Source organism: Devosia geojensis (genome assembly GCF_000969415.1).
GTDB classification, from domain to species: domain Bacteria; phylum Pseudomonadota; class Alphaproteobacteria; order Rhizobiales; family Devosiaceae; genus Devosia; species Devosia geojensis.
Genome location: NZ_JZEX01000088.1, coordinates 56,714 through 82,149, shown reverse-complemented (window position 1 = coordinate 82,149; position 25,436 = coordinate 56,714). Strand labels below are relative to the sequence as shown.

Annotated in this window: 26 protein-coding genes; 16 read left to right on the top strand and 10 right to left on the bottom strand. The window is 63.5% G+C overall.

Annotated elements, in window-relative coordinates:
• Positions 1 to 2: 2 nt before the first annotated feature.
• The 4 genes from VE25_RS08980 to VE25_RS08965 all read right to left on the bottom strand — a co-directional run bounded on the left by VE25_RS08980 (position 3) and on the right by VE25_RS08965 (position 4,036).
• Positions 3 to 1,028, bottom strand: coding sequence for a dipeptidase (locus tag VE25_RS08980; RefSeq protein ID WP_046108265.1), 1,026 nt, complete (start codon positions 1,026 to 1,028; stop codon positions 3 to 5).
• Complete coding sequence (locus tag VE25_RS08975; RefSeq protein WP_046108264.1) at positions 1,028 to 1,654, bottom strand: 2-hydroxychromene-2-carboxylate isomerase; 627 nt, start codon at positions 1,652 to 1,654, stop codon at positions 1,028 to 1,030. The genes VE25_RS08980 and VE25_RS08975 overlap by 1 nt, the downstream gene beginning before the upstream one ends.
• A complete protein-coding gene (locus VE25_RS08970; RefSeq protein ID WP_046108263.1) occupies positions 1,651 to 3,102 on the bottom strand; it encodes an NAD(P)-binding domain-containing protein in 1,452 nt (483 codons plus the stop codon). The genes VE25_RS08975 and VE25_RS08970 overlap by 4 nt, the downstream gene beginning before the upstream one ends.
• 205 nt (positions 3,103 to 3,307) lie before the next feature.
• On the bottom strand, positions 3,308 to 4,036 hold the full coding sequence (locus VE25_RS08965; protein WP_046108262.1) for a FadR/GntR family transcriptional regulator: 729 nt from the start codon (positions 4,034 to 4,036) through the stop codon (positions 3,308 to 3,310).
• Positions 4,037 to 4,171: 135 nt separating this feature from the next.
• Between VE25_RS08965 and VE25_RS08960 the strand changes: the two genes are divergently transcribed.
• Positions 4,172 to 4,684, top strand: a complete 513-nt coding sequence (locus VE25_RS08960) for an RpiB/LacA/LacB family sugar-phosphate isomerase (RefSeq protein ID WP_046108261.1) — start codon at positions 4,172 to 4,174, stop codon at positions 4,682 to 4,684.
• Positions 4,685 to 4,708: 24 nt separating this feature from the next.
• Positions 4,709 to 5,485 (top strand): RraA family protein, encoded by a 777-nt coding sequence (locus VE25_RS08955; RefSeq protein WP_052731840.1) that lies wholly within the window; start codon positions 4,709 to 4,711, stop codon positions 5,483 to 5,485.
• A gap of 72 nt (positions 5,486 to 5,557) precedes the next feature.
• On the opposite strand, the gene VE25_RS08950 is transcribed toward VE25_RS08955, so the two are convergent.
• Genes VE25_RS08950 through VE25_RS08940 form a run of 3 tightly spaced genes read right to left on the bottom strand, consistent with a single transcriptional unit; the run spans position 5,558 to position 9,369 of the window.
• A complete protein-coding gene (locus tag VE25_RS08950) occupies positions 5,558 to 7,318 on the bottom strand; it encodes a DUF5060 domain-containing protein (protein WP_046108260.1) in 1,761 nt (586 codons plus the stop codon).
• Positions 7,319 to 7,366: 48 nt separating this feature from the next.
• Positions 7,367 to 8,149: an enoyl-CoA hydratase/isomerase family protein gene (locus VE25_RS08945; protein WP_046108259.1), complete on the bottom strand. Its 783-nt coding sequence runs from the start codon at positions 8,147 to 8,149 to the stop codon at positions 7,367 to 7,369.
• Positions 8,146 to 9,369, bottom strand: a complete 1,224-nt coding sequence (locus VE25_RS08940) for a CaiB/BaiF CoA transferase family protein (RefSeq protein WP_046108258.1) — start codon at positions 9,367 to 9,369, stop codon at positions 8,146 to 8,148. Before VE25_RS08940 ends, VE25_RS08945 begins: the two co-directional genes overlap by 4 nt.
• Positions 9,370 to 9,519: 150 nt before the next feature.
• Here VE25_RS08940 and VE25_RS08935 point away from each other — a divergent pair, with 150 nt between their 5' ends.
• The 10 genes from VE25_RS08935 to VE25_RS08890 all read left to right on the top strand — a co-directional run bounded on the left by VE25_RS08935 (position 9,520) and on the right by VE25_RS08890 (position 18,857).
• Entirely contained in the window at positions 9,520 to 10,245 is a 726-nt protein-coding gene (locus tag VE25_RS08935) for a GntR family transcriptional regulator (protein WP_160299971.1), read from the top strand.
• 132 nt (positions 10,246 to 10,377) lie between these two features.
• Positions 10,378 to 11,154: an RraA family protein gene (locus tag VE25_RS08930; RefSeq protein ID WP_201776064.1), complete on the top strand. Its 777-nt coding sequence runs from the start codon at positions 10,378 to 10,380 to the stop codon at positions 11,152 to 11,154.
• A gap of 12 nt (positions 11,155 to 11,166) precedes the next feature.
• The gene (locus VE25_RS08925) at positions 11,167 to 12,072 is read left to right on the top strand and encodes an amidohydrolase family protein (protein ID WP_046108256.1); all 906 of its coding nucleotides are present in this window, start codon (positions 11,167 to 11,169) and stop codon (positions 12,070 to 12,072) included.
• Positions 12,069 to 12,950 carry an NAD(P)-dependent oxidoreductase gene (locus VE25_RS08920; RefSeq protein ID WP_046108255.1) on the top strand — a complete coding sequence of 294 codons (882 nt, stop codon included), beginning with the start codon at positions 12,069 to 12,071 and terminating at the stop codon, positions 12,948 to 12,950. Before VE25_RS08925 ends, VE25_RS08920 begins: the two co-directional genes overlap by 4 nt.
• 3 nt (positions 12,951 to 12,953) lie before the next feature.
• Complete coding sequence (locus tag VE25_RS08915; RefSeq protein WP_046108254.1) at positions 12,954 to 13,250, top strand: YciI family protein; 297 nt, start codon at positions 12,954 to 12,956, stop codon at positions 13,248 to 13,250.
• 326 nt (positions 13,251 to 13,576) lie between these two features.
• Positions 13,577 to 14,917, top strand: a complete 1,341-nt coding sequence (locus VE25_RS08910; RefSeq protein ID WP_046108253.1) for an ABC transporter substrate-binding protein — start codon at positions 13,577 to 13,579, stop codon at positions 14,915 to 14,917.
• A gap of 154 nt (positions 14,918 to 15,071) precedes the next feature.
• Entirely contained in the window at positions 15,072 to 16,004 is a 933-nt protein-coding gene (locus VE25_RS08905; protein ID WP_152664566.1) for a carbohydrate ABC transporter permease, read from the top strand.
• The gene (locus VE25_RS08900) at positions 15,991 to 16,887 is read left to right on the top strand and encodes a carbohydrate ABC transporter permease (protein WP_046108251.1); all 897 of its coding nucleotides are present in this window, start codon (positions 15,991 to 15,993) and stop codon (positions 16,885 to 16,887) included. Before VE25_RS08905 ends, VE25_RS08900 begins: the two co-directional genes overlap by 14 nt.
• A gap of 17 nt (positions 16,888 to 16,904) precedes the next feature.
• Positions 16,905 to 18,083, top strand: a complete 1,179-nt coding sequence (locus tag VE25_RS08895) for an ABC transporter ATP-binding protein (RefSeq protein ID WP_046108250.1) — start codon at positions 16,905 to 16,907, stop codon at positions 18,081 to 18,083.
• A 48-nt stretch (positions 18,084 to 18,131) separates the two neighbouring features.
• Positions 18,132 to 18,857, top strand: a complete 726-nt coding sequence (locus VE25_RS08890; protein WP_046108249.1) for an RraA family protein — start codon at positions 18,132 to 18,134, stop codon at positions 18,855 to 18,857.
• Between the two features lie 54 nt (positions 18,858 to 18,911).
• Here VE25_RS08890 and VE25_RS08885 read toward each other — a convergent pair whose 3' ends face one another.
• The 3 genes from VE25_RS08885 to VE25_RS08875 form a co-directional block, all read right to left on the bottom strand.
• On the bottom strand, positions 18,912 to 19,337 hold the full coding sequence (locus tag VE25_RS08885) for a DMT family transporter (RefSeq protein WP_046108248.1): 426 nt from the start codon (positions 19,335 to 19,337) through the stop codon (positions 18,912 to 18,914).
• Positions 19,334 to 19,828 (bottom strand): DMT family transporter, encoded by a 495-nt coding sequence (locus VE25_RS08880; RefSeq protein ID WP_046108301.1) that lies wholly within the window; start codon positions 19,826 to 19,828, stop codon positions 19,334 to 19,336. The genes VE25_RS08885 and VE25_RS08880 overlap by 4 nt, the downstream gene beginning before the upstream one ends.
• Before the next feature lie 198 nt (positions 19,829 to 20,026).
• Positions 20,027 to 21,196 carry a pyridoxal-phosphate-dependent aminotransferase family protein gene (locus VE25_RS08875; protein WP_046108247.1) on the bottom strand — a complete coding sequence of 390 codons (1,170 nt, stop codon included), beginning with the start codon at positions 21,194 to 21,196 and terminating at the stop codon, positions 20,027 to 20,029.
• 129 nt (positions 21,197 to 21,325) lie between these two features.
• On the opposite strand from VE25_RS08875, the gene VE25_RS08870 reads away from it, so the two are divergent.
• The 4 genes from VE25_RS08870 to VE25_RS08855 all read left to right on the top strand — a co-directional run bounded on the left by VE25_RS08870 (position 21,326) and on the right by VE25_RS08855 (position 25,414).
• Positions 21,326 to 22,060: a GntR family transcriptional regulator gene (locus VE25_RS08870; protein ID WP_201776063.1), complete on the top strand. Its 735-nt coding sequence runs from the start codon at positions 21,326 to 21,328 to the stop codon at positions 22,058 to 22,060.
• An 83-nt stretch (positions 22,061 to 22,143) separates the two neighbouring features.
• On the top strand, positions 22,144 to 23,334 hold the full coding sequence (locus VE25_RS08865) for an NAD(P)/FAD-dependent oxidoreductase (protein ID WP_083988824.1): 1,191 nt from the start codon (positions 22,144 to 22,146) through the stop codon (positions 23,332 to 23,334).
• Positions 23,331 to 24,335 carry an ABC transporter ATP-binding protein gene (locus tag VE25_RS08860; protein ID WP_046108245.1) on the top strand — a complete coding sequence of 335 codons (1,005 nt, stop codon included), beginning with the start codon at positions 23,331 to 23,333 and terminating at the stop codon, positions 24,333 to 24,335. Before VE25_RS08865 ends, VE25_RS08860 begins: the two co-directional genes overlap by 4 nt.
• Entirely contained in the window at positions 24,332 to 25,414 is a 1,083-nt protein-coding gene (locus tag VE25_RS08855; protein ID WP_046108244.1) for an ABC transporter ATP-binding protein, read from the top strand. The genes VE25_RS08860 and VE25_RS08855 overlap by 4 nt, the downstream gene beginning before the upstream one ends.
• Positions 25,415 to 25,436: the final 22 nt, after the last annotated feature.

Genomic DNA, 25,436 nt, shown 5'->3' with positions numbered 1-25,436 from the left:
TTTCAACCTTGCGGCGTCCAGGCGGCGTCGAGAACGCGCAGCCAGTTGCCGCCGAGCAGCTTGGTGATGGTCGTCTCGCTCCAGCCGCGCGCCAGCATGCGCGCGGTCAGGTTCGGCATATCGGTCATGCGGCGGATGCCGGCCGGCTTGTTGATCTTGACCGAGCCGAATTCGGTGAGCTTGCGGGCCGTGCCCTTGTCGCGATTGGCCCAGAGCAGCCAGTCGCTGGGGCGGGGCCGGTCGAGCGAAAAGTCGGTGCCGATGCCGACATGGTCCTCGCCCACGAGGTTGATGACGTGCTCCATGGCGTCGAGCACGTCCTCGACCGTCGCGTCGTTGCCCGCGGCGAGGCCCGGCGCGAAGAGGCTGATGCCGATGAGCCCGCCCTTCTGCGCGCAGGCGGTGAACAGGTGATCCGGCTTGTTGCGCTTGACGTCGTGCAGGGCGCGCGGCAGCACGTGCGAGATACAGACCGGCCCCTTGGCATAGTCGATGGCGTCGGCGCTGGTCTTGTCGCCCACATGGCTGAGGTCGCAGAGCACGCCGACCCGCGCCATCTCGCCCAGCACCTCGCGGCCGAACCCGGTTAGCCCGCTGTCGTGCTCCTCGAGATATCCGGCGCCCGAATAGTTCTGGGTGTTGTAGGTCAGCTGCATGATGCCGACGCCGAGGTCCTTGAAGATCTCGACGTAGTCGAGCTTGTCCTCGAGCGGAGACGTGTTCTGCCAGCCGATGATGATGCCCGTCTTGTTCTCGGCCTTGGCGGCATGGATATCGGCCACGGTCTTTACCGGGCGCAGGATGTCGGCATTCTCGCGCAGGTGGCGCTTCCACTGCGACACATAGTCGATGCCCTCGCGGAAGTTCTCCCAAAGTACCGTCGAGACGTTGACGGCCGTCAGCCCGCCGGCCCGCATCTCCTCGAAGATCGGCCGGCCCCAGAGCGAGGTCTGCAGCCCGTCGACGACGATCGAGCGATCATGCAGGGCCTGGGCCTCGGGCGGAACGATTGTGGTATCGGTGCTCATCACGCGGTTTCCCTGAGGCTTGCGGCAGCCAGCGCCCGTTCGACGAAATCGAGGCGGTCCTGGCCCCAGAACAGTTCATCGCCCACGACATAGGTCGGCGTGCCGAAGATGCCGCGCCGCTCGGCCTCGGCGAGGTTACCCAGCCACTCGTCCCGGATGTCCTGCGGCTGCGGATCGCGCACGAGCTCCGCCCCTCCCTCACCGATGGTGGCGCGGGCGAACTCGCGCAGGGTATCGAGATCGGCGATGTCGCGATCCTCCGCCCAAAGCCCACGCTGGATGGCAAAGGAGAAGGCGAAGGCATCGAGCCCGGCGCGCTGGGCGGCGATCACCGCCTGCGCCGCCGGCTCGATGGTGCGGCAGGGGTAGAATTTCGGCTTGAGGTTCAACGGGATGTTGAGGAACCTGCGCCAGCGGTCGAGCTCGACGGCATGGTATTGCTGGCGGCTGTCGGGACGGTTGCGCAGGGGTATGCCGCCATTGGCCTCGATGATGCGGATGGGGCGCAGCACCAGCTCGGCGCCGGCCGCGTCGGCGACGGCCTTGGAGCGCTCCGCGCCGAAATAGGCCCATGGCGAGGAAATGCCGTAGAACGCCTGGAGGAGGAGGGGAGAGGATCTGGTCATTGGGCGAAGGCTTCCTCGTCGGCATCGGTCCATTCGTCGCCAAAAAGCTCGGGCACGGCGAAATCGAGGAACGATTCCAGGTGGATGGCGCGGTCCTCGACGAAGAGCGAGCGGGCGATGGCCTGCGCCAGGCGCGTGGCGCCCTCGCCGATCGAGGGGATGCCGCTGGTGATCTTGCCGTGCGTCAGAACCGCGGGATAGGCAAAGCAGTAGATGTTCGAGATGCTGGCCGGCGCACCGGCACGCGGGGTAAACTCGAAGCCGGGACCGAGATAGGGCATTTCGGCAAGGCCGGCATGCTGAAGGTCGGCGGGCGGCTGGTAGACATCGGCCCAGCGCCGGATGAACGGGGCTATGCCGGCGAACTCGGGCCGGTTGGCGAAATCGACGGCAAAGCCTGTGGCGAAGATGATGAAGTCGGCCCGATAGCGCCCCTTGGGCGTCGTGATCTCGACCGCTCCGTCGTGTTCGGCCAAGGCCTCGATCGGGCTTGCCAGATGGAAATGCGCGTTGGGATGGCGCGATACGCGCTGGACGCTGTGGCGGGGCGGTGGGATCTGAGCGCGCTCGCCCTCGACCATATAGCGCCACTTGGCATCGTCCGGCAGGCCGACATAGCCATACGTCATGCCGCGGCTGCCGACGCCGGTGAACTTGTCGATGCGCGGGATATCGGTCCGGCGGATGAAGATGTCGACCCGTGCTGCCCCTGCTTCGAGTGCCGCCGCGGCATTGTCCATGGCCGACGCGCCGGCGCCGACGACCGCGACGCGCTTGCCGGCCAGCCCGGCCATGTCGATGAGGTCGGAGCTATGGGCGCGGTAGTGCGCCGGCAGGTGCCTCGCCACCTCCGGCAAGGCGGGTTCCCCAAGGCCGTCGATGCCGGTCGCCAGGACCACGCGGCGCGCGAGGATGTCTCTCCTGCGTCCCGCCGACTCGATCTCGATGGCCACGAGACCATCCGCCCGGAGACTGATGCCGGTGACGCTCGTTTCGTTCTCGACCGGCAGCGACAGCACGCGGCGGTACCAGACGAGATAGTCCATCCACATCTCGCGCGGTATGCGCTCCATGCGCTCGAACGCATCCGCGCCGTGCTGGGCCTCGAACCATGCGCGGAACGTCAGCGACGGTACGCCGAGAGCCGGCCCGGCGGCATCCTTGCGGGTGCGCAGCGTTTGCATGCGGGCCGAGGTGATCCACGGCCCCTCGCGGCCGGCCGCGGCGCGGTCGAAGGCCTGGATCCTGTCAACGCCGATATTGCGCAACGCCGCCGCCGTCACCAATCCCAGCATGCCCCCGCCGACGATCGCCACGTCCAGCACCCGCGCATCGCCATGCGTGCGCGCCGGCACCCAGGGCTTGGCAGGCAGATTCAGCCACGCCAGATCCTGAGCCAACCGCAACTCGAGTTCGTATAGGTTCCTGGGGTTTACCAATGCGCTCATTTCATCGGCCTAGTCGCCTAAGTATGCATAAATCGCATTCTTAGTGCTCTAGTATGCTGGAAATGAATTTTCTATCCCACCCTCCGTTTGAGCAAAAGCATTTGGCGGGCGGCGACCGGCCGAACGCGGATGAGCGCGCGACCGTGGCTGGACACCTTCAAGAGCGAGGTGCTGAAAGCGCTGGAAATCGGCTTTGTGAGTTCGACTACTTCGGATCGATCATCGATCGCCTGCCGAGGGAGGAGCCGATACTGAAATGGGAGACGATCAATTCCTCGGCCAGCGCTTCGTCGCGTTCGATGATGGCGGCCAGGAGCTGGCGGTGGTGCTCGGCCACATAGGTCTCGAGCTCCGGGAGCTTCGTGATACGCACGCGGCGTTCGAAATGCGAGCGTCGCAGCAGCGCCGCGATACCGGCGTAGAGACTCTCGAGCATGGGCGCGTGCGCGGCGGCGACCATGGCGGCGTGGAAGGCGAAATCCGCGTCGGCGCCGGCGGCAGCATCGTGCAGCGTCGTCTCGATGTCACCAAGACGCGCGCTGAGTTGAGCGATGTCCGCAGAGTTCGAGCGCCGGCAGGCGAGGCGGATCGCCTGGCGTTCGATGGCGATGCGTGCTTCGAGAATGTCCTCGACGACATCGTCCTGCTGCGCCAGCATCAGGGTGAAGATGTCCCCGAGCTCGCGGAAATCGGGCTTGCGCACGACGCTGCCGAACCCGTGCCGTATCTCGACGACGCCGATGGCGGCGAGTGCGCGTAACACCTCGCGCACAACCGGCCGGCTGACTCCGAGGCTGAGCGCGAGGTCGCGCTCGGGAAGCAGGCGGTCTCCGGCCTTCAGGGCCCCGGAGATCAGCTGTTCGCGCAGAAAAGCGAAGACCTTGTCGTAGTGACGGACCTTCTCGTCCTCGCCGCGCTTGAGCTTTGCATCCATGTCCCAATTCCTCACTGCAGGAGCGCTTGGGCCCGATGCGCGACAATGTCAAGCGAAGGGCTTGTCAAAGAGGTATTACCACGGTAATGACTCGGTCAGCAATGAGGACTGGCCACATCTCGGAGGAGAATGTCGATGCAGAGCGAAGCCGAGCAGCACGGATCGGGCTTCGTCATCCCGCGCCGCGCCGCCATCGGACTGGCATCCGATCACGCCGGTTTTCCGCTCAAGCGCTTCGTCCACGATATCGTGGCTCCCCATTGCGATGAGGTGATCAGCCTCGGCGCGACCTCGGAGGAGCCCATCGACTTTCCCGACGTGACGCGCGAGGCGGTCGAACTCATCCGCACCGGACGGGCGCAGCGCGTCGTTCTCGTCTGCGGCACCGGGGCGGGAGCGTGCATCGCCGCCAACAAGGTCAACGGCATTCGGGCCGCGGTTGCCCACGACACCTATGTGGCGCGCCAATGCGTCGAGCATGACGACGTCAATGTCCTGTGCATGGGCGCCTGGATCATCGGCCCGCAAATCATCGGTTCGGTGGTGCGGACCTTCCTTGCCGCCGAATTCTCAACCGAGCCGCAGTTCCGTCGCAGGGTCGCCAAGCTCGGCGACCTCGAGGCGGAGATGCGACGCGAACAGCCCTGAACACGAACCGAGGAGGAAAGGTCGTTGGATACGGCAAAACGCAAAGAGATTCTGGATACTGTCGCAAAGCTGCGCGTCACGGATATCCGCGACGGCATGGACTGGGTGGGCCTGCACCATGTCGGCACGGTCGACCCGGAGATTCGTCCGCTTTATCGTACCAAGGCAGCCGGCTTCGCCCAGACTTACCGGCACATTCCCACCAAGACCCGCGTGCCCGATCTCGCACCGGAAGACTATACGAAGTGGGCCTATGAATACTGGTACGGACAGCTCTGGAACATGGGCGATTTCCGCGAGCAGGTCGGGGAAGGCGATTTCCTCGTCATAGACACCATGGGCCAGAAAACCCCTGCCATCGGATCGATGGACTCGATGGTCTGGGCGGCGCGCGGGGTCAAGGGCGTGCTGACCAATGGCGGTGCGCGCGATACCGACGAGCAGCTTTACCAGAAGGCCATGCCTTGCTGGCATCGCTGGGTGGTGCAGCCCATGTATCAGGGGCGCGTCGAATTCGGTGAGCCCGATTCGACGGTCGAAATCGGCGGTGCGGCGGTCAAGCCGGGCGATCTAATCGTGGCCGACGGCGACGGGGCCATCGTCGTGCCGCAGGACGTCATCGACGACGTGCTGTATTACGCCAAGCAGGAGTCCGAGAACGACCGCTACGACCGGGCCATGCTGTTCGAGGTTCTTGGCATCGAGCCCGATGAATCGACCAAGCCGATGTTTCCCGACATGCCGCCGCATCCCTACAAGAAGAAGCGTGAGGACTTCCTCAGGCGGCTCGGACGGGCATAAGCCCACGACTGTCCTCCCGACAGAAGGCGCCTCCAGGAGGGGGCGCCTTTCTCATGTGTTGAGAAGGAAGGACTATGTTCGTTCGAGCATCAGTCCCCAGTCCTGGGCATCGGGGCGCTGCGGCAGGACGAGGACCGAGCTGCGGGGCACGACCAGCATGTCGGCGGGTGCGTGCCATTCGCCCTTGCGCGGATCGAAGAACCGGGGGCGGTAGCGCGCGCCGACCTCGACCCCGCGCAACTTGGCTTCGAGCGGCGCCTGATCCTCGAAATAGAGCATGAAGAGGCTGCGGTCCGGCGTGCGCGCGCAATAGCTCCAGCCGTGATAGGCGAAGTCCGGCGCGGCCTTGTTGGGCATGACGAGGTCCGCCATCGGTTCGAGCTGGCGGTAGGTTTCGCCCTTGATCATGGCAAAGGCTTTCAGATGCTGCACCTCCGCGCCCGACTGCCAGCGGAAGCTGTCCCACATCTTGTGGAGCGAGTCGGGTTCGGTGTCGGACTGCCAGATGCCTTCGGCGCCATAGATGAAGCCCGCCAGCCCGCCCGACAGAAAGCTGCCGTAAAGCCCCGAACGCACATAGTAGCGGTCCTCGCGGCTGTCCGGCGGGACACGCAGCGGATAAGGCGTGCCGAGCTGATGGAGCCCCGCGTAGTAGGGTTCGCCGTTGATGGCGGGCTTGGTCGGCGCGGCGTGGAAGATCTCGGTCAGGTACCAGTAGGTATAATGCTCGCGCACGTTGCCCGACTGATGCAGGTCGACCCAGCTGTCGGCACCGAAATTGACCAGCGTCGAGGGATTGGGATTGGCCGACAGCATGGTGCCGAAAGGCGGACGTCCGTGCCGCTCGAGCGCGTGCTCGATCGCGGCCGAATAGTCGGCTGCGGGTATCGTCTGCTCGTAGTAGTCGTAGTGGATGGGGCTGAGGATGGTGATGTTGGCCTGATAGCGCGCGAACACGTAGTTGACGTAGCGCGCGTAGGACTCCGCGAAATCGTGGAACTTCTGCCAGGCCTGCCCAGTGTCGCGCCGGGCGACCTCGATGAACGGTACGAAACCCTCGGCATTGAGATAGTCGATCTTGGCATCGAGCACCTTGAAGTAGTCGGGGTTGATCCGGTCCATGTCCGGAAACACGTCTTCGAACCCCGGCACCTTGCCCGGAAACTCAAATGGAAGGCCGCCCTCGTTGTGCATGTCCTTGGCCGATTGGGTGCCGGGCTGGCGCCAGGCCGCACGCACCCACGTGCCGTCCTCCATCTGCAGGCTGTTTGGCTTGCCGTCGTTCTTCCAGGCCGGCTGCGCGGCGATGAGGCCGATGCAGTTGAAACCCTGCGCCTTGCGCAGCGCCACATAGTCATTGAGCGTTGCATGAGGTCCGATGGCGTCGGCGTCGCCCCGTCCCCCCTTGAGCGGAAAGCGGAAGCTGGGCAAGGACCACCAGGTATCGCCGATGAGGAAATAAGGCGTACCGTCTGCATACTGCAGACCGCGTCCGTCGGGAGTGGCTTTCACCATGCCCCGCCGGTTGGGGTTTTCGGCAAGTTCGGCTTCGTTGAAGCCGCGTGCGGTGAAGCTTCCGGACCGGCCGGTAAGTCCCGGGTCTTGCATGTTGCTGCCGGATGTCCAGTGCCATTTACCCGGTGTGGTGGCGAGCACGCGCACGATGAACTCAGAACCGCCGTTCCAGAAACCGTAGACGCGGCGGAAAAAGCCTGGCCCTTGGAGGTCGACCCAGACGTCGACCTCGACGTAGGGATTGTCGTACTGGCGGCTCGATGTCAGGACCAGATCGATCTTGGTCCAGACCGGAATGTCACCGGTCGGGTTGAGCATTGCTTCCTCCTCGATGCAATGGCCGGCCGCCCGGCGGCCATGGGAACTTCAGCGGCCGGTCCATTTGGGGGTGGTCTTGGAAACGAAGGCTGCGACGCCGCGGCGAAAATCCTGGCTGCCATAGACGAGCGAAACCAGATCGTCGGCGGGATCGATCTCGCGCTCGGCGAGGCGGGCCATCGCGGCCTTGCTAACCCTGAGGGTCAGCGGAGCGTTGGCCAGCAGCGTCGCAACGAGCTTTTCAGCGGCTTCGTCGAGCTCATTGGGTTCGACGACGTGAGTCACGAATCCTGCCTGGAAGGCTTCGTCGGCGTCGATGAACTCGGCCAGCAGCAGCATGCGCTTGGCGCGAGGCTCGCCGAAACCGGCAACGATGCGCACATAGGTTTCCATCGACACGCAATTGCCGATGGTGCGGGCGATCGGTGTGCCGAACTTGGCGCTGCGTGCGGCTAAACGAATGTCGCAGCACGCCGCGATGTTGAGTCCGCCCCCTACCGCCCAGCCATCGATGATGGCGATCGTCGGCATCGGCAGATCGATGAGCCGGCGGAAATAGCGGTTCATCTTGGCTTCGTAGGCGATGCCGTCGTCGCCCCCGTTGAACTGCTGGAACTGGCTGATGTCCGAGCCGGCAACGAACGCTTTGCCGCCTGCGCCCCGGAAGGTGACGGCGCGCAGGTTCTCGTCCCCGGCCAATTCGGCGCAGATCGCGTCGAGTTCTTCGTACATCGCCCAGGTGAAAGCGTTTCGCGCCTCGGGGCGGTCGAATACGACATGGGCCACCTGATCCTGGCGGGTCAGGCGCACCGCACCGGAAGCCGTGCTCATGCTGCAAAAGCTCCCGCTTCGTCGAGCCTTGATTGTTCCGCGTCGAGCCCTAGTTCGGCAAGGATCTCCTCGGTATGCTGGCCGAGAAGCGGAGGTGGCATGCGCACGCTCGCTGGCGTCGCGGACAGCTTGGCCGGGAAGCCGAGCGCGCGGAACTTGCCCTCCACCGGATGCTCGATCTCGATAACGGCCTTACGGTGATGGACGTGGTCATTGTCGAGCGCTCTGGCGTAGTCATAGATCGGGCCGGCCGGAACGCCGGCAGCAAGGAAGGCGTCGACCCATTCCCCGGCCGTGCGTGTCAGGAAAGTTGGAGCAAGCTCAGCCGCCAGTTCCGAACGTGCGCGGACCCGCTCGACATTCGTGGCATAGCGCGGATCGTCCTTCAGGTCGGCGCGGTCGACGACATCGCAGAAGATCAGCCACAGCTTCTGGTTGGCGGCCCCTACGACGAATGTGCCATCGGAGGCTGCGAAGGCCTGGTAGGGCGCGCTCATCCGGTTGGCGGTGCCGAGCGGAGCCGGCGAATTGCCGGTCGCCCAGTATTCGGTGCTTTCCCATACCGACAGCGCCAATGCCGCGTCGAGCAGGGAGGTGTCGATGTACTGGCCGCGTCCGCTGGTCTGCCGACCGATCACGGCGCTGAGGATGCCATATGCCGCAAAGAGGCCAGCGCCCAGATCGCCCACGGGAATGCCGGATTTGACCGGCTCGGCCCCCGCAAGTCCGGTGGCGCTGATCACGCCGGCCATCGCTTGGGCGATAAGATCGAACCCGGCGCGCTGCGACCACGGGCCGGTCTGGCCGAAGCCGGAAATGCTGGCATAGATAAGCCTTGGATTGATCTTCGACAGGGTTTCGTAGTCCGCCGCGAGGCGCTTGGTGACGCCCGGCCGGCCGTTCTCGACGACGATGTCGGCAGTCTGAACTAGTCGGTGCAGGACTTTCCTTCCGGCTTCGGTCTTGAGGTTGAGCGTGATCGACCGCTTGTTGCGGTTGAGCGCCAGAAAGCCCGGGCTATCCTCGCCTTTCATGCGAAAGCCCATCGATTTGCGCGTCTGGTCGCCAACTCCGGGCGGTTCGATCTTGATCACGTCGGCGCCCATGTCGCCGAGCAGCATGCAGCAGAATGGCCCGGCCATGACCTGGCTCATGTCCAGCACGCGCAATCCCGCGAGCGGCTGCGGTTGCGCGCCTGTTGACCCAATTACGTCTGCCATGCCTATCCTCCATCCTGGCGCAACTGGACGTTGCTCGTCGCGATCGGCTCGCTAACTTCCAAATCTTGTATGCAAGAATTGGATAGTGGCAAAATCGTACCGCTGCAACATTCGTGTTGTCTTTTTTTCCTCGATTGCATACGAGCAGGCATGAAATATCTCGGCCCGCAGTCCCAGGAATCCGATGAAGACACCGCTCCAGCCGGTCGTCGCAAAGGACACTTGCATACAGAAGCTGCAGCGCATTTGCGCTCGATGATCCTGACGGGAGAGATGCCTCCCGGCACCCGATTGCGGGAGCAGCAGCTCTGCGAGCAGTTGGGTGTGTCGCGGACGCCGGTGCGCGAGGCATTGCGTACCCTGGCAGCCGAGGGGCTGGTGGATCTGCTGCCCAATCGCAGCGTTGTCGTTTCTCAAGTCCGCGCGCCGGACATCGCTGATTTATTTACGGTTTTCGGAACGATTGAAGGGCTGGCGGCCGAAATGGCCTGCCGGAAGATCACTGAGGCGGAAATCGCGGAAATCGGCCGGCTGCTTGCGGAGATGGTGGACCTCCATACGAACAAGGACCGCGCCGCCTATATGCGCGTCAATCAGCTCATCCATAGGCGAACCGTGGAAATCGCTGACAGCCCGGTGCTTTATTCGGTCTGGCAATCCTTGCTGCCGCGCGTCGAAAGAGCCCGCGCGCTAGCCAATCTCGATACCGGCCGCTGGACACAGGCCCTGATCGAGCACACCAAGATGTTCACGGCGCTCGCCGCTCGCGACGGGGTCCTGTTGGCATCGCTGACGCGCACGCATTTCGAGAACAGCCTGCCCTATCTTGCCGAACGGATCGATACGACGCAGTCACCGCCCGGCGCGTCGTCTTGATCGATCCTGGCGCGAATGAGCGTCCTCATTGCATGTTGACAGCTCCTCTTCTTGCATACAAGATTGCCTCTCAACAAGGTCGTCGCCGGAGGGAATGCGCCCAAGCCGGCCAGCATTGGGAGAGGGTTTGCCATGTCCGCACCGAGCGCAATGGACTCCATGGGTCGCACGTTGGATCCCTACAGGATCCGCAAGTATTTCGAGCCCTTACGCGTAGTGGATGTTGCCGACGCCATGGATGGGCTTGGCTATTTCAACGTCGGTCTCGTCAGCCAGGAGATCCGCCCTCTGTGGCTCGGCATGAAGTTCTGGGGACCGGCCGTCACCCAGCGCTGCGTACCTGCCAATACGCCGATGTGGAAGCTCGATACCACCGAGGATATCGTCAATGCCCACGGCATCTGGTTCAAGAAGCAGGGGCATAAGGGACGCGGGCTCACCGACCTTGTGCGCGAGGGTTCTGTGGTCGTCACCGATACGGGTAGTGCTGGTGAAGTGGGGTTCTTCGGTTCTGAGAATGTGCTGGCGCTTCAGGCTGCGGGCGCTGTCGGTATCGTCACCAACGGTTATTGTCGCGACACCGGCGAAGTCACCATGCAAAAGACCCCGATGGCCTGCCGCGAGCGCGGCCGCACAATCATTCCGGGCCGTATCGAGGTGGTCGAGCTGAATACGCCGATCGGCATCGGAGGCGCCCAGGTTCGCCCCGGCGACATCGTCGGGTGTGACGACGACGGCCTGATTGTCGTTCCGATCGAGATCGCGCGTGAGGTGGCTCTCCATGCCAAGGCGGTTCTCGCTGCCGACATGAAGGCTCGTGCTGCGCGCTACGACAAGCTCGGGCGGCCGCATGATGAAAGCGTCGATGTGGCCGCGATCGATCGCTACTACGCTGAGCTTGAAGCCTGACGGGGCTCCGTCGTGCGCATCCTCGATGCCCATCAGCATTTTTGGGATCTGTCGGCCAACTACCTCCCCTGGTTGGCCGACAAGCCTGTGAGCTTTCGCTACGGCAACTACGAGGCCATCAAGCGCGATTATCTGCCCGATGATCTGCGCGCGGATGCTGAGGGGTTCGAGCTCGTCGGCAGCGTTTTCATCGAAACCGAGTGGGACCCGGCGGATCCTCTGGGCGAGGTGGCATGGGTTGAGAGGCTGCGCCAGCGCGAGGGGCTTCCGAACGTCATGGTGGCTCAGGCCTGGCTCGACCGTGACGATGCGCCCGAAGTGCTTGCCGCCCATGGCCAGGCAAGTTTCGTGCGCGGCATCCGCCACAAGCCGGCTGCAGCGTCCAGCCCTGACGCCGTCGAGCGCGGCGCTTCAGGTTCGATGGGTGACCCCAACTGGCGGCGGGGCTATGGCCTATTGGCCCGCAACGGCCTGTCGTTCGATCTGCAGACGCCATGGTGGCATTTGGCGGAGGCTGCCGACTTGGCGCAGGCCTGCCCCGAAACACAGATAATCCTCAATCATACCGGCCTGCCTGCCGACCGTTCACTGGAAGGACTTGCCGGATGGCGCGAGGCCATGCGCCTGCTTGCCGACAACTCCAACGCCGCCGTGAAGATTTCGGGCCTTGGTCAGCGGGGGAAGCCCTGGACGGCTGACTCCAATCGCGGGATCGTGCGTGACACCATAGAGATCTTCGGCATCGGAAGATGCATGTTCGCCTCGAACTTTCCGGTCGATAGTCTCGTCGGGTCCTACCATACGATCTTCTCCGGATTTGCCGAGATCGTAGCCGATCTGCCTGTGGAGGAGCGTGACCAGCTGTTCTGGCAGAACGCTGCTCGCATCTACCGCGTCGAAATGGAGGGTGTGGCATGAACGACAAGCCCGCCATCGGCCTCGTCGGCCTCGGCATCATGGGAGCTCCCATCGCGCTCAATCTCGCCTCGCGCGGTTACCAGGTCACCGCCTGGAATCTCGAGCGCGACCGCTATGAGGTGGTCCGCGATAGCGGTGTCGAATGGGCGGATAGCGCTGCCGAGGTCTGGTCGCGGTGTGAGGTCGGGCTGGTCTGTGTCCTCGGAGACGACGCGCTCGAGGAGGTTGTCCTCGGCGAGAAGGGATTTGCCGCGGGCAGGGGGCGGGCAGAGCTCGTCATAGACTTGTCGACATCCTCGCCCGCGTCCACGCGCGAGATCGCCCGGCGTTTCAAGCACAAGACCGGCGCCGATTGGCTCGACGCGCCGATGTCGGGCGGTCCTCAACCCGCCCGTGAAGGCAATCTGGCGCTGATGGTCGGGGGCGACAGGGCTCTCTTCGAGCGCGTCGAACCCCTGCTCCGCGAGATAGGCAGCAATGTCACGTATATGGGGGCGCTCGGTTCGGGCCAGAAAACCAAGATACTCAACCAGGCGATCGTCGGGGTGAACTACATCCTGATGGCCGAACTGCTCGCCACCGCACGGGCGGCGGGCATCGATCCAAAGCTGTTGCCGACATGTCTCAAGGGTGGTCTGGCCGATAGCGCCATCCTGCAGCGCATCTATACCCAGATGGTAGACGACGACTTCGATCCGCCGCGCTCCTATGCCAGGCAGGTGAACAAGGATCTCAAGTCGGTTCACAAGTTCTTGGCAGAACTCGATCTCGATATGCCCATGATCGAACTGGCGGTCGCGCGCTATGCCGAATTCGCCGAGGAGGGCAATGAAATGGCCGACAGCGCGTCGGTCTCGCGGCTTTACCAGAAGAGGTAGGACATGCTGTTCATCGTCAGCGGCCGCGACAAGCCAAACGGGCTCGACGCGAGGTTGGCGCATCGTGACGCCCATCGAGCCCACTACAACGCCCTTGGCGTCGATCTGATCCTTGCCGGTCCCTACCTCGACGGGGCGGGTGAGCCGATAGGCAGCATGATCATCATGCGGGCCGAGAACCAGGCGGCAGCCGAAGCCTTCGCCAGTGCAGATCCTTATTGGACTGAGCGCGTTTTCGCCGAGCTCAGCGTTTCACGCTGGGACTGGTTCATGAAACGTCCGGAAGGACTGAATTCATGATTGCTATCTTGTATGCATAAGACGGATGATCGTTTAAGCGTATCATAAGTCTGTGGAAGCCAGAACGCAGTGTCGTGTTCCGTGCCGGTGCCGGCTGTATGCCCGCGCCAGCGCGGATTTTGGCGGAAAAACGCCAACTTTGGCCGCGCGGGAATCCGATAGGATTTTTGCTCCGGCGCCGAATTCGTAGTTGACACGTCTTTATCTTGCATACAAGACTTAAGCCGTGACGAAGGAATGGGTCAGGCAAAGTACCTGCCGCACGTCATGCACGATGCGCGCCGGCATCACCGCCGGAAGCAGCGATCGCAAACAGGAGGGATGCCATGCAAGTTCAGTTCAGGGCCGCGCCGACGCGCCGGTCGTTCCTTTCCGGCACCGCAATTGCCTTGGCGTTGGCCGGCACGGCTGCGCCCATCGCGGCTCAGGACCTGGCGGGGGAAATCCGTTTCAGCTGGTGGGGCGGCCAGGTTCGCAACGACAAGACCGATCAGATCATCCAGCTGTTCGAGCAGCAGAATCCGGGCGTCCGGGTTGTCCGCGAAAATGCGGATTTCGCCCCCTATTGGGAGCGCCTGACCATCCAGTCGACCGGCAACAACCAGCCCTGCGCCATCACCATGCAGTCGCGCTGGCTCGCCACCTATGCCCGGCCCGACATATTGCTCCCGCTTGATGATCTGGTCGCCGATGGCACGCTCGATGTTTCGGGCATCCCCGAGACCGTCCTGAACGCAGGGCGGGGCGCCGACGGCAATCTCTATATGATCCCGCACGGCGTCTTCTATTTCGCCCTTATGTATAACGAGCAGATGCTCGAGAACGCTGTCGCCAACGGTGTCGAGCCGATCGAATGGCCCTATACCTGGGACGAGTACGCCAACCATCTGCGGGCCGTGCAGCCGACACTGCCCGAGGGGGCAGTGGCCACTCACAACATGGGCCGCGAGCCGGATGCGTTCATTCCGTGGGTGCAGTCCCACGGCGAGCAGGTGTTCGACGGCTCGCAGGTCGCCTTCTCGCGTGAAACAGCTGTCGCCTGGTTCAACTATTGGGAAACGCTGCGCAACGAAGGGGTGACGGAATCGCCGGAGGAGATGATCAGCGAGAACAGCGCGTTGGTCGAGGAATCGAACCTTGCCAACGGACGCGGTTACGCCACCAATCGGCCACCGAACCAGCTGGGTTCGGTGCAAACGGTGACCAACACCGTCAATCCCGGTGCGACCATCAACATTCGCCCCTATCCGGTGGGGCCGGACGGTACGGTCGGCATGGATCTGGGCTCGAACGGTATTGCCATCGGAGCCAACTGTGCTGCCGAGCAGCTGCCCATCGCTACCGCCTGGATCAACTTCTGGACTCAGGACACCGAAGCGGCCGGCATCTATGAATCGGACAATGGCGTCGTCGCCATCCCCGATCTCGCCACGGCCCAGGCTGAGGATCCCGACACCCAGCCGACACAGGTCCGTCATATCGAGCTCTATCAGCAGGTCGTCGACACCGCCAAGCCGGTGTTCTGGCCGGCGGGTGGCTACCAGGCCATGACCGACACGCTGAACCGTGCCTACGATGCGGTGGCGTTCGGTCAACTCACCCCCGAACAAGGGGCCGACCAACTGATGAGCGAGCTGCAGCAGCAACTGAGCCAGGCCTCCCGTTAGCTCTGCCAAGACTCGTGCGGGCTACCTGCCCGCACGTTCCTTTTCCAGGCCGCATGTGCCTGATGTGGCGACGCTAGCTAGTGCGTTCCATCCTGTGCCGAGGGGAAAGATGAGCACGCTTGATGCCTCAGACGACCAGGCTTCTCCGGCGACCATGTCTGCTCGCCCAGTCCGGGTCATTCCGCAGGGCCGTTCGGGCTCGGCGCTGAAGAAGGCCGACAACCGCGCGGCCTATCTGTTCCTGCTGCCCTGGCTTGCCGGCATCCTGCTGATCACGACGCTGCCCATGCTCGCGTCGCTCTACCTCAGCTTCACCAACTATGCCGTGATCGGCCTGCCTGCCTGGATCGGGTTGGACAACTATATCCGCCTGTTCACAGCCGACCGGCGCTTCATCACCTCGATCTGGGTGACGCTGACATATGTGGGCTGGTCCGTGCCGCTGGTGCTGCTGTTTTCGCTGGCGATCGCAGTGGCGCTCAATCGGGGTCTGCGCGGCCTCGCTATCTACCGCTCGCTGTTCTACGTGCCGTCTTTGATCGGGGCCAGCGTCGGCATCGGGCTTCTATGGAAGGAAGTGTTCGGCGAGCGCGGCGTCGTCAACGACATTCTCGGCTGGTTCGGCATTGCCGGGCGTGGCTGGATCAACAACCCGACCTTCGCACTGCCATCGGTCATCGCGCTCAATGTCTGGACTTTCGGTGCCTCGATGGTGATCTTTCTTGCCGCCCTGCGGCAGATCCCGGAATCCTATTACGAGGCCGCCTCGATCGACGGCGCCAACGCCTGGCAGCGGTTCCGGCGCATCACGCTGCCGCTGATCGCGCCGGTCATCTTCTTCAACACCGTCCTGTTGCTGATCAACTCGTTCCAGTCGTTCACGCAAGCCTTTGTCGTCTCCAACGGGCGGGGCGGACCGGTCGACTCCACGCTCCTTTATTCGCTTTATCTCTATCAGCAAGCCTTCCAGCAGATGCAGATGGGCTACGCCTCGGCCATGGCCTGGATCCTGCTCATCGCCATCGGCATCGCAACGGCGCTGATGTTCTGGTCCTCGCGCTATTGGGTGTTCTATGGCGACCGCTAGAACCTACGATCCCGAACTGCTGCGCGCCGAGAAGCGCCGGCGCGAGAACATGCGCCGGCTGAAAGGCCTTGGGCTGCACGCGCTGTTGATCGCGCTGCTGTTCGTCATGCTCTATCCGGTGATCTGGATGGTGTTCAGCGCGCTGCGTCCCGAAGCCGAGATCTTCGGCGACATGGGGTTCATACCGACAAACTGGACGCTCGAGAACTTCGTGCGCGGCTGGCAGCTCTACGGCAACCTGACTTTCACGCAGTTCTACATCAACTCGTTCATCATCTGCGCGCTGGCGATCGTGGGCAATCTCCTGGCCTGCTCGATGGCAGCCTATGCCTTCGCGCGGCTCGAATTCCGCGGCAAGTGGTTCCTTTTTGCCATCATGCTCGGCACCATGATGCTGCCGATTCATGTGCAGCTCATTCCGCAATACATCTTCTTTCTCAACATCGGCTGGGTGAACACCATCCTGCCGCTGGTGGTGCCCAAGTTCCTCGCGCATGACGCCTTCTTCATCTTCCTGATGGTGCAGTTCATGCGCTCGCTGCCGAGCGAGCTCGAACAGGCTGCGGTCGTCGACGGCGCCTCCTACTGGCAACGATACTGGCGGATCATCCTGCCGCTGTCGATGCCGGCGCTCGCGACCACGGCCGTGTTCACCTTCATCAACACCTACAACGACTTCTTCAGCCAGCTCATCTACCTCACCGACACCGATCGGATGACGGTTCCGGTGGCGCTGCGGCTGTTCCTCGACCCCAGTGGAGGCTCGTCCTCCTTCGGCGGCCTGTTTGCGATGGTGCTCGTCTCCATCGGCCCGGTGCTGGGGTTCTTTCTTGCCTCGCAGCGATTGCTCACCAAAGGCATCGCCACACAGGGCATCAAGTGATCCGGTGGGAGTGACAAATGGCCAGCGTAACCCTTCAGAACCTGACCAAAAGCTACGCCGGCGGCGCGCTCAAGGCCGTCAATGACGTGACGCTCGATATCGAGGAAGGCGAATTCCTCGTGCTCGTCGGCCCTTCCGGCTGCGGCAAGTCAACGGCCCTGCGCATGATCGCGGGCCTCGAAGAGATCACCGACGGGGCGGTGTGGATCGGCGACGATTTCGTCAACGACGTCCACCCCAAGGACCGCGACATCGCCATGGTGTTCCAGTCCTACGCGCTCTACCCGCACATGAGCGTCTACGACAACATCGCCTTCCCGCTGCAGATCGCCAGAATGCCGAAGGCGGAGGTCGACACGCGCGTCCAGGAAGCGGCGCGCATCCTCGAGCTCGAAGCCTACCTCAAGCGCCGGCCCGGTCAGCTTTCGGGCGGCCAGCGCCAGCGCGTCGCCATGGGCCGGGCGATCGTGCGCAAGCCCTCGGTCTTCCTGATGGACGAGCCGCTCTCCAACCTCGACGCCAAGCTGCGCGTGCAGATGCGCGCCGAGATCGCCTCGCTCCAGCATCGGCTGGGCGTCACCACCATCTACGTGACGCATGACCAGGTCGAGGCGATGACGATGGGACATCGTGTGGCGCTGCTCAAGGACGGCGTGCTGCAGCAGGTCGATACCCCCTCCAACATGTACAACAAGCCGCGCAATACCTTCGTTGCCGCCTTCATTGGCGCGCCGACAATGAACCTCTACTGGGCAACCCTCGAAGGTGGGAACGACAACCTTGGGGTCAGGCTGGGCAGTCATCTGCTGAAGCTGCCGGCGCATGCACGTGCCGAGCATCCCGGTCTCGAGCGCTATGCGGGCAAGCGGTTGATCGTCGGCATCAGGCCGGAGGATGTCGCCGATGCGGCGACGGTTCCAAATACCGATCCGGTCAATAAGATCACCGCCGAGGTCGACCTCGTCGAAGCGCTCGGCGCCGACGTCATCGTGCATCTCGGCATCGATGCCCAGGCGGCCGAGGTGCGCAGCTCCGACAGCCTCGATGAGATCAAGGCCGATGAGAGCAAGTCGCGGTGCGTGGCGCGTTTCACCGCCAAGAGCGACGTGCGGATCGGGCAGACCGTGACAGTCGCGTTCGATACCGAGCGCTTGCACTTTTTCGACGGCGAGACCGGCGAAGCCATCAGGGCCTGACGTCCGTCAGTCGCGCCTTTTCAACTCACCCAGCAACAGGACACCATCATGGCAATCAATTCAGACGTACTCACGATCCTGCGTAAGGTACGTACCTCAGACGTTACCGACGCCCTCGACTCCATGGGCTACATGAACACCTATGAGATGGATCCGCGTCTGCGCCCGCTGTTTCCCGGCATCTTCTTTGCCGGCATCGCGACGACCGCCGAATTCAACATCATCAATCGCACCATCCCGGCGATGAGCTACGAGGAGTTCGACGACCGCCAGTACAAGCGCAATCCCGATCGCAGCACCCATCCGGATGCGCTGTGGCCGGCCGGTCACTCGTTCGGCGCACCCGACGAGGTGCATGTGATCGACACCAAGCAGTCGCGCTGCGGCCTTCTGGGCTCGAACAACGTGCTTGACGCCAAGATCAAGGGCACGGTGGGCCTGATCATCGATGGAGCCTGCCGCGACTCCGGCGAGTGTATTGCTCAGCAATCGCCGGTGTTCTGTTCGGTGCGCTCGATGCGCCACATGGCTGGCCGGCTTGAACTCGCCTCCATGGGCAAGCCGATCACCTGCGGGGGCGTCTATGTCCGTCCGGGCGACGGCGTGATCGCCGATGACGACGGCATCGTCGTCATTCCCCAGGAAGACGGGGAGGAGGTCGCCAAGCGCGCCTGGATGGTGCAGGACAAGGATCGTCGCCAGCGCCGTGCGTTCTATGAAAAGCTCGGCATGCCGATGGACAAGACCGTCGAGATCGAAGAGCGTCCCTGGTAAAAGATCGAAGGCGGGGCTCATTGCGGCCCCGCCTTTCGCTCCCCTGCGGCGTCGCTATCGAGCCCGCTTCCTGGTCATCAGAATACCGGTCATGATGAGTGCGACGCCCAGAAGCCGGGCCCAGAGCGAGCCGGGCGCGTCGCGCGCGATGTCCAGCGCGACCCCCGACAGCATCTGACCGCTGATCATCAGCATCGTGGTTTGAACGGCCCCGATGCGCGGGATCAGCCAACTGCTGGTTGCAACGAAGATCACCCCGATCGGGCCGCCGAGATACGCGTACCATGGCGAGTTCAGGGCATCGCCGGACAGAAGCCCTCCGATTGCCGCGCCGGCAAGGCTGAGAAGCACGAACCCGACCAGATGGTTGGTGAACGAGGCGAACATCGGCGAGGTGGAGAGCCCGAGTCGGCCGTTGATCTGGCGATTGAGGCCGACCAGTATGCCCGACATGGCGGCAAAGGTCAGTGCAAGGATCATGGATCGCGGCCGGCGAAAATGATGATCGCGCTGCCGGTAACGATCAGCAGGACGGGCCAGAGATCGCGCCAGGCCAGGCGCTGCCTCGGCAGGCCCAACAGACCCCAGCGATCGGCAGCAAGGCTGAACAGCATCTGCGTCGACAACGCAACGGCCTGCGTTCCCGTCAGTGCCAGGCCGATGTTGACGGCGGTCGAGCTGAGCATGACGTTGACGGCCCCCGTCATGCCCCCGAGATAAGCCCACCACGGCGCCGGCGCTGCGCTATAGCGAAAGCTCTGACCGGGCGCTCCGCTCCTCGTTGCCAGCAGCAGGAGGAGAGCGATGGCGACCAGCGCGCCGGTGCCGTGAGCCGTCCAGGACGCGAACAGCGCGCCGCCATGCCGGGCCAGCTCACTGTTGAGCAGCAGCATGAGAGTCAGCAGGCAGCCCGTGCCCACAGCCGCGGCAAGATGCAGAACGCGAGCCTGACGCACGTCGAGCAAATGCATGGTCATGCCTCTTCGGCAAAACTGGTGGGATTCAGCCTACCATGGATTGCCGGTTCCGAGGCCTAATTGCTTGCCGGCTATCGAAATTTTTGTCCTGAGATCGCCGGGGCGATACCTGTAATGTTAGCCAGATGCGCGCATCGCATTGCTCAACGGGCATTGGCCGGTGACCCGGTGGAAGGTGCATGCCGGCAGGCATCAGGCCCGGCGTTTCAGGATATCCATTGCTGCATGCACGCCGCCGCGTTGATGGGGAATGCCAAGCCCGCTGAGGCCCATTTCGATACCGGAGAGTGTCGCCAGCAGGACCAGTTCGTTGCATTGACCGAGATGGCCGATGCGGAATATCTTGCCCTTGAGGTGGCTCAGGCCCTGGCCGAGGGCGAGATTGAAGTTCTCGAGCACATAATGGCGCAACGCGTCGGCGTCGTGTCCGTCCGGCATCATTACGGCCGTCAGCACCGAGGAGTGGGCTTGCTCGTTGGCGCAGAGGACTTCGAGCCCCCAGGCCTGAACGGCTGCACGAGTGGCGGCGGCGAGGCGATCGTGCCGGGCGAAGACGTTGGTCATGCCCTCCTCCTCGATCATGGCGATCGATTCGCGCAGGCCATAGAGGAGGTTGGTCGCGGGCGTGTAGGGGAAGAAGCCGGTGCGGTTGAACTCGATCATCTCGGACCAATCCCAATAGGATCGGCGCATGCCTCCCGATTTCGACTGCTCGATGGCTCGGGAGGAGAGGGCGACGAATGCAAGGCCCGGCGGCAGCATCAAGCCTTTCTGCGAGCAGGTGACGGCGACGTCGACCCGCCAGGCGTCGTGCTCGTAGGGCAGGGAACCCAGCGAGGAAATGGCGTCCACCATCAGCAATGCCGGGTGGCTCGCGTCGTCGATGGCTTCACGGATGGCCTTGATGGGACTGGCAACGCCGGTCGAGGTCTCATTGTGTACCACCATGACGGCCTTGATCTGGTGATGCGTGTCGGCGGTCAACTTCTCGTGGATTGCCTCCGGATCGGCCCAGTTCCGCCAGTCGCCCGGAATGAAATCGGTCACCACGCCCCACTTTTCCGTCAGCCTACGCCACTGGCTCGCGAAGTGACCGGTTTCCACCATCAGCACGCGATCCCCTTCCGAGAGCGTGTTGACGACGGCCGACTCCCAGGCCCCTGTGCCCGATCCCGGAAAGATCAGGACCGGATGCTCGGTGCCGAAAATCCGGCGGATTCCGCCCAGGACGGTCTGTGCCAGCTCGGCGAATTCCGGACCGCGATGATCGATGATGGGCATGCTGATGGCGCGCAGGACCCTGTCGGGAATGGCGCTTGGACCCGGGATCTGGAGAAAGTGAGGTCCGAAGTGGTGGGTCATGGCACGCCTGTGATCAAAGCCGGTGGAATCTGCTCGGCAGTTTTGCATTCATTTTTTCCATCGTACAAGCGATTTGAATTCGATCTGCCCAAATGATATGCACTCAGGGATTGGTTTGTGAGGATCACTATGGCTGAAGCGAGCGGCGCCGGGGTTGTGGAAGTCGGCGAACTTCGGACCGCGAGCGGTGCTGGCAGTTCGCTGCATGAGGAAATCCTTCAGGGGTTGCGCCGCTACCTGGTGGAGGGTGGTCTTCCGGACGGCGCGCGCATCCCCGAGCGCCTCCTGTGTCAAACGATGGGGGTTTCGCGCACACCTTTGCGGGAGGCCCTGAAGGTCTTGGCTGCCGAAGGCCTGGTTGAGCTCCTGCCCAATCGCGGAGCCCGTGTCCGGGCGTTCGGCGAAAAGGATATCAGGGAGCTGTTCGAAGTAATGGGCGGTCTCGAAGCGCTGGCGGGGCGGTTGGCTTGCGAACATATCACCGACGAGGAAATCGCCGCCGTCGAGAAACTCCATTACGACATGTACGCCAGCTATATGCGGCGTGACCTGCCCGCCTATTTTGCGCTGAACCAGAAAATCCACCAGGCGATCGTTGCCGCCGCCCGCAATGCCGTATTGACCGCCACGTACACCAATTTCTCCAGCCGCCTGCAGCGCGTGCGCTACAACGCCAATCGTGAAAATCACAAGGATCGCTGGGGCGAGGCCATGCGCGAGCACGAGCAGATACTCGATGCCTTGCAGCGCCGCGCCGGGTTGGAGCTTAGTGACATTCTCTTTCGTCACCTGCAGAACAAGCGCGCCGCCGCCCTGCGTTATCTTAGCGACCACCCGTCCGAAACCGACCCGATGAAGGGATAGGCCGGGCGGGCGACGGTCAGGGCGCTTTTATCCGCACGTAAGTCATAAATCCTTCACCTGCCCTCAGATAGCGCTTGAATTGAATGCATAGTTGGGCATTGTATGATTGTATTGCATTCGGTCGGGGGGCGCGGGTGAGGGCGTTGGTGATAGGCGGAGGGGTGATCGGAGCCGCGGTGGCATTTCGGCTGGCTGAGGTCGGCGCGCCGGTTCTGCTCGTTGAAGCCGGCCGCATAGCCGAAGGAACGTCCCTGGTCAGCTTCGCCTGGGTCAGTGCCTGTGAGAAGGTTGACTGCGATGATTACTATCGCCTGAGCTTGGCGGGTGTTCGTGCTCATCAGGAGCTTGCCGAAGAGCTCGGCTCGCAGGGAACCTGGTACCGGCGTCCCGGTGTCATTCAGTGGCGCAAGGCGCAGTATGAGGGGGGCGGGCTTGCCGATCAGCCCACTGACCAAAAACTCGCGCGCCTCCAGGCACTCGGTTATCCCGCCGAGGCGATCGGCCCGGAGGATCTGCGCCGCCTCGAGCCCAACCTCAAGGCCGGAGCTATTTCCGACGCGGACTGGGCGATCCACTATCCGCAGGATGGATATATCGAGGCGCCGATTTTCATCGGCGCGCTTCTGAGGGCTGCGGCCGAGCGCCATGGCGCCGAAATCCGCACCGGTACACCTGTCCGGGAGGTTCTGCTCGAAGGCGGTCGGGCCGTTGGTGTCGTTACGGCCAGCGGCGAGCGCATTTATGCGGACGTGGTGGTGAACTGTGCCGGGCGTTGGGTCAACGATGTGGTGGGGCACGACGAGCTGAAGGTGCCGCTCGCACCGACACTCGGGTTGATCGCCTATACGCCGCCGGTCGCCAATGCGATCGGCAAGGTCTTGCGTACGCCCAACCTCAACGTGCGCCCCGACGGCGGCGGCCGGTTGCTGCTGCGCGCCAATGACCTCGACGAAGATCTGTCCGACGGCGACCGTCCGTCAACGAGCCATCCGGCCGCCCATGCGCTCGCCGAGCGTCTGGGCGGTCTGGTTCCGGCGCTGCGCGGGATCGCTGCCGAAGCGGTCCGCATCGCTACGCGTCCGATCCCAAGGGGCGGGCTGCCCTGTGTCGGATCCATCCCGGGCGTCGGTAACTACTGGGTGGCCGTCACCCATGGCGGCATCAATACCAGCGCTTTCATCGGCCTTGCCTTGCGCGACGAGATCCTCCACGGCCGCCCGGCGCCTGAATACGCGTCCTATCGTCCGGAACGCTTTTTCAAGGCCGCGGCATGACCGGGACCACGACAAGCCAGCCGCTGCTCAGTGTCGAGGATTTCTCGCTCAACTTCTCCGGAATGGAGAAGGCCAACCTGATCGACGGCATTTCCTTTTCGGTGCTGCCGGGGCAGACGTTGTGCCTCGTTGGGGAATCGGGATGCGGAAAGAGCGTGACCTCACTGGCGCTGATGGGGCTTCTTGCTTCGCCGCCGGCTCGCGTGAAGTGTGGGCGGGCGCTCTTTAACGGTCGGGACCTCTTCACGCTTTCCGAACGGCAACGAGCCGATCTGCGTGGCAACGAGATCGCCATGATCTTTCAGGAGCCGATGACCTCCCTCAATCCGTCGCTGACGGTAGGCCACCAGATCGTCGAGGGCATTCGCCGCCACAATGCCGTTTCCAGTGAAGATGCCCGCGCCCGGGCACTCGAGATGCTGGAGCTCGTGCGCATTCCGGCGCCCGAGAAACGGTTCGATGCCTATCCGCACCAGATGTCGGGAGGCATGCGCCAGCGCGCCATGATCGCCATGGCGCTTGCCAATTCTCCCAAGCTCCTGATCGCCGACGAGCCGACGACGGCGCTGGACGTGACCATCCAGGCTCAGATCCTGGCGTTGGTCAGTCGCCTGCAGCGGGAAACCGGTACGGCCATGATACTCATCACCCACGACCTCAGCGTGGTGGCCGAAGTCGCCGACCGGGTGGCGGTCATGTATGCGGGCCGGATCGTCGAGACGGGCTCGGTCGAGGAGATTTTCTCCGATCCCCAGCACCCTTATACCCTCGGCCTCTTCGGCTCGGTGCCCTCGCTTGGCCGGCGGACCGGCGCGCTCGCGACCATTGAGGGCTCGGTCCCGCCGCTCGAGAAAATGCCCGCCGGCTGCCGTTTCGCAACGCGTTGTCCCTTTGCCGACCAGCGTTGCCATCGAGAGGCTCCGCCGCGCTACGAGCCCACGCCGGGCCATCAGGTCACGTGCTGGTACGCGCCACTCGAAGATCACGTGAGGGCGGCATGAGCCAGGACGCAATTCTGGAAGCCCGCAACGTCGTCAAGCGGTTTGGCAAGCCTGCCAATTTCATGCGCGCTTCGAGTCTTGTGCATGCGGTTTCGAATGTTTCCCTGTCGGTGCGCCGCGGCGAAACGCTGGCGATCGTCGGCGAATCCGGTTGCGGCAAGTCCACCCTCGGCCGCGTGCTGCTGCGTCTGCTCGAGCCGACATCCGGCCAGGTCTTCTACGAAGGCACGGAGATCACGGCGCTCGGTCAGCGCGAGATGCGCCGGCTGCGGCGCGAGTTGCAGATCATCTTTCAGGATCCCTTCGCCTCGCTGAACCCTCGCATGAGTGTGCGCCAGATCCTTGCCGAGCCGATCCGGCTCCATCGCGTGGCGACGGGCAGGGCGGTCGACGAGCGCGTGGACGATCTGATGCGCACCGTGGGTCTGCGTTCCGATTGGGCCGACCGTTACGCGCACGAGTTCTCGGGCGGGCAGCGTCAGCGCATCGGCATCGCCCGGGCGCTCGCCGGCGGCCCTAAGCTCATCGTCGGCGACGAGCCGGTCTCGGCATTGGACGTTTCGATCCAGGCGCAGGTGGTCAACCTTCTCGGCGAGCTCAAGCAGGATTTCGGCCTCACACTTCTGATCGTCGCCCATGACTTGGCGGTCATCCGTCACATGAGCGACCGGGTGGCTGTCATGTATCTGGGGGAGGTCGTCGAGCTCGCTTCCGCCGACAACGTCTACGAGGCGCCGCTCCACCCCTATACCGCGGCGCTCCTGCAGGCGATCCCGGTCTCGAACCCTTCGGCGCGCGGGCAACGGCAGCTCCTGCAGGGCGATGTCCCGAGCCCCACGGCGCCGCCGTCCGGATGTCGCTTCCACACCCGCTGCCCCCATGCGCGACCACGCTGCACAGAAGACCATCCTCAACTCGAAACCGCTGGAGACGGACGGCAGGTCGCCTGCCACTTCTGGCGCGAAATTCAGTCCGCGGGCGTCAGCGTGCCGGCCCGGGGCGAGCAGCGCGGCGCGCTCGACAAGCGGTTGGCCCTCTACCGCGCAAGGCAGGCTCAACGATTGGAGACTGGCATATGAGGCGACACCTCAGCCAACTCCG

What these genes read in the sequence shown, in the direction of transcription:
- VE25_RS08950 (WP_046108260.1), bottom strand. Translation starts at nt 7,318, where the DNA reads ATGCTCAACCCGACCGGTGACATTCCGGTCTGGACCAAGATCGATCTG.
- VE25_RS08965 (WP_046108262.1), bottom strand. Translation starts at nt 4,036, where the DNA reads ATGGATGCAAAGCTCAAGCGCGGCGAGGACGAGAAGGTCCGTCACTAC.
- VE25_RS08975 (WP_046108264.1), bottom strand. Translation starts at nt 1,654, where the DNA reads ATGACCAGATCCTCTCCCCTCCTCCTCCAGGCGTTCTACGGCATTTCC.
- VE25_RS08905 (WP_152664566.1), top strand. Translation starts at nt 15,072, where the DNA reads ATGTCTGCTCGCCCAGTCCGGGTCATTCCGCAGGGCCGTTCGGGCTCG.
- VE25_RS08940 (WP_046108258.1), bottom strand. Translation starts at nt 9,369, where the DNA reads ATGGCAGACGTAATTGGGTCAACAGGCGCGCAACCGCAGCCGCTCGCG.
- VE25_RS08920 (WP_046108255.1), top strand. Translation starts at nt 12,069, where the DNA reads ATGAACGACAAGCCCGCCATCGGCCTCGTCGGCCTCGGCATCATGGGA.
- VE25_RS08960 (WP_046108261.1), top strand. Translation starts at nt 4,172, where the DNA reads ATGCAGAGCGAAGCCGAGCAGCACGGATCGGGCTTCGTCATCCCGCGC.
- VE25_RS08910 (WP_046108253.1), top strand. Translation starts at nt 13,577, where the DNA reads ATGCAAGTTCAGTTCAGGGCCGCGCCGACGCGCCGGTCGTTCCTTTCC.
- VE25_RS08895 (WP_046108250.1), top strand. Translation starts at nt 16,905, where the DNA reads ATGGCCAGCGTAACCCTTCAGAACCTGACCAAAAGCTACGCCGGCGGC.
- VE25_RS08885 (WP_046108248.1), bottom strand. Translation starts at nt 19,337, where the DNA reads ATGATCCTTGCACTGACCTTTGCCGCCATGTCGGGCATACTGGTCGGC.
- VE25_RS08855 (WP_046108244.1), top strand. Translation starts at nt 24,332, where the DNA reads ATGAGCCAGGACGCAATTCTGGAAGCCCGCAACGTCGTCAAGCGGTTT.
- VE25_RS08880 (WP_046108301.1), bottom strand. Translation starts at nt 19,828, where the DNA reads ATGCATTTGCTCGACGTGCGTCAGGCTCGCGTTCTGCATCTTGCCGCG.
- VE25_RS08930 (WP_201776064.1), top strand. Translation starts at nt 10,378, where the DNA reads ATGTCCGCACCGAGCGCAATGGACTCCATGGGTCGCACGTTGGATCCC.
- VE25_RS08980 (WP_046108265.1), bottom strand. Translation starts at nt 1,028, where the DNA reads ATGAGCACCGATACCACAATCGTTCCGCCCGAGGCCCAGGCCCTGCAT.
- VE25_RS08865 (WP_083988824.1), top strand. Translation starts at nt 22,144, where the DNA reads ATGCATAGTTGGGCATTGTATGATTGTATTGCATTCGGTCGGGGGGCG.
- VE25_RS08890 (WP_046108249.1), top strand. Translation starts at nt 18,132, where the DNA reads ATGGCAATCAATTCAGACGTACTCACGATCCTGCGTAAGGTACGTACC.
- VE25_RS08860 (WP_046108245.1), top strand. Translation starts at nt 23,331, where the DNA reads ATGACCGGGACCACGACAAGCCAGCCGCTGCTCAGTGTCGAGGATTTC.
- VE25_RS08875 (WP_046108247.1), bottom strand. Translation starts at nt 21,196, where the DNA reads ATGACCCACCACTTCGGACCTCACTTTCTCCAGATCCCGGGTCCAAGC.
- VE25_RS08935 (WP_160299971.1), top strand. Translation starts at nt 9,520, where the DNA reads ATGAAATATCTCGGCCCGCAGTCCCAGGAATCCGATGAAGACACCGCT.
- VE25_RS08915 (WP_046108254.1), top strand. Translation starts at nt 12,954, where the DNA reads ATGCTGTTCATCGTCAGCGGCCGCGACAAGCCAAACGGGCTCGACGCG.
- VE25_RS08870 (WP_201776063.1), top strand. Translation starts at nt 21,326, where the DNA reads ATGGCTGAAGCGAGCGGCGCCGGGGTTGTGGAAGTCGGCGAACTTCGG.
- VE25_RS08900 (WP_046108251.1), top strand. Translation starts at nt 15,991, where the DNA reads ATGGCGACCGCTAGAACCTACGATCCCGAACTGCTGCGCGCCGAGAAG.
- VE25_RS08970 (WP_046108263.1), bottom strand. Translation starts at nt 3,102, where the DNA reads ATGAGCGCATTGGTAAACCCCAGGAACCTATACGAACTCGAGTTGCGG.
- VE25_RS08945 (WP_046108259.1), bottom strand. Translation starts at nt 8,149, where the DNA reads ATGAGCACGGCTTCCGGTGCGGTGCGCCTGACCCGCCAGGATCAGGTG.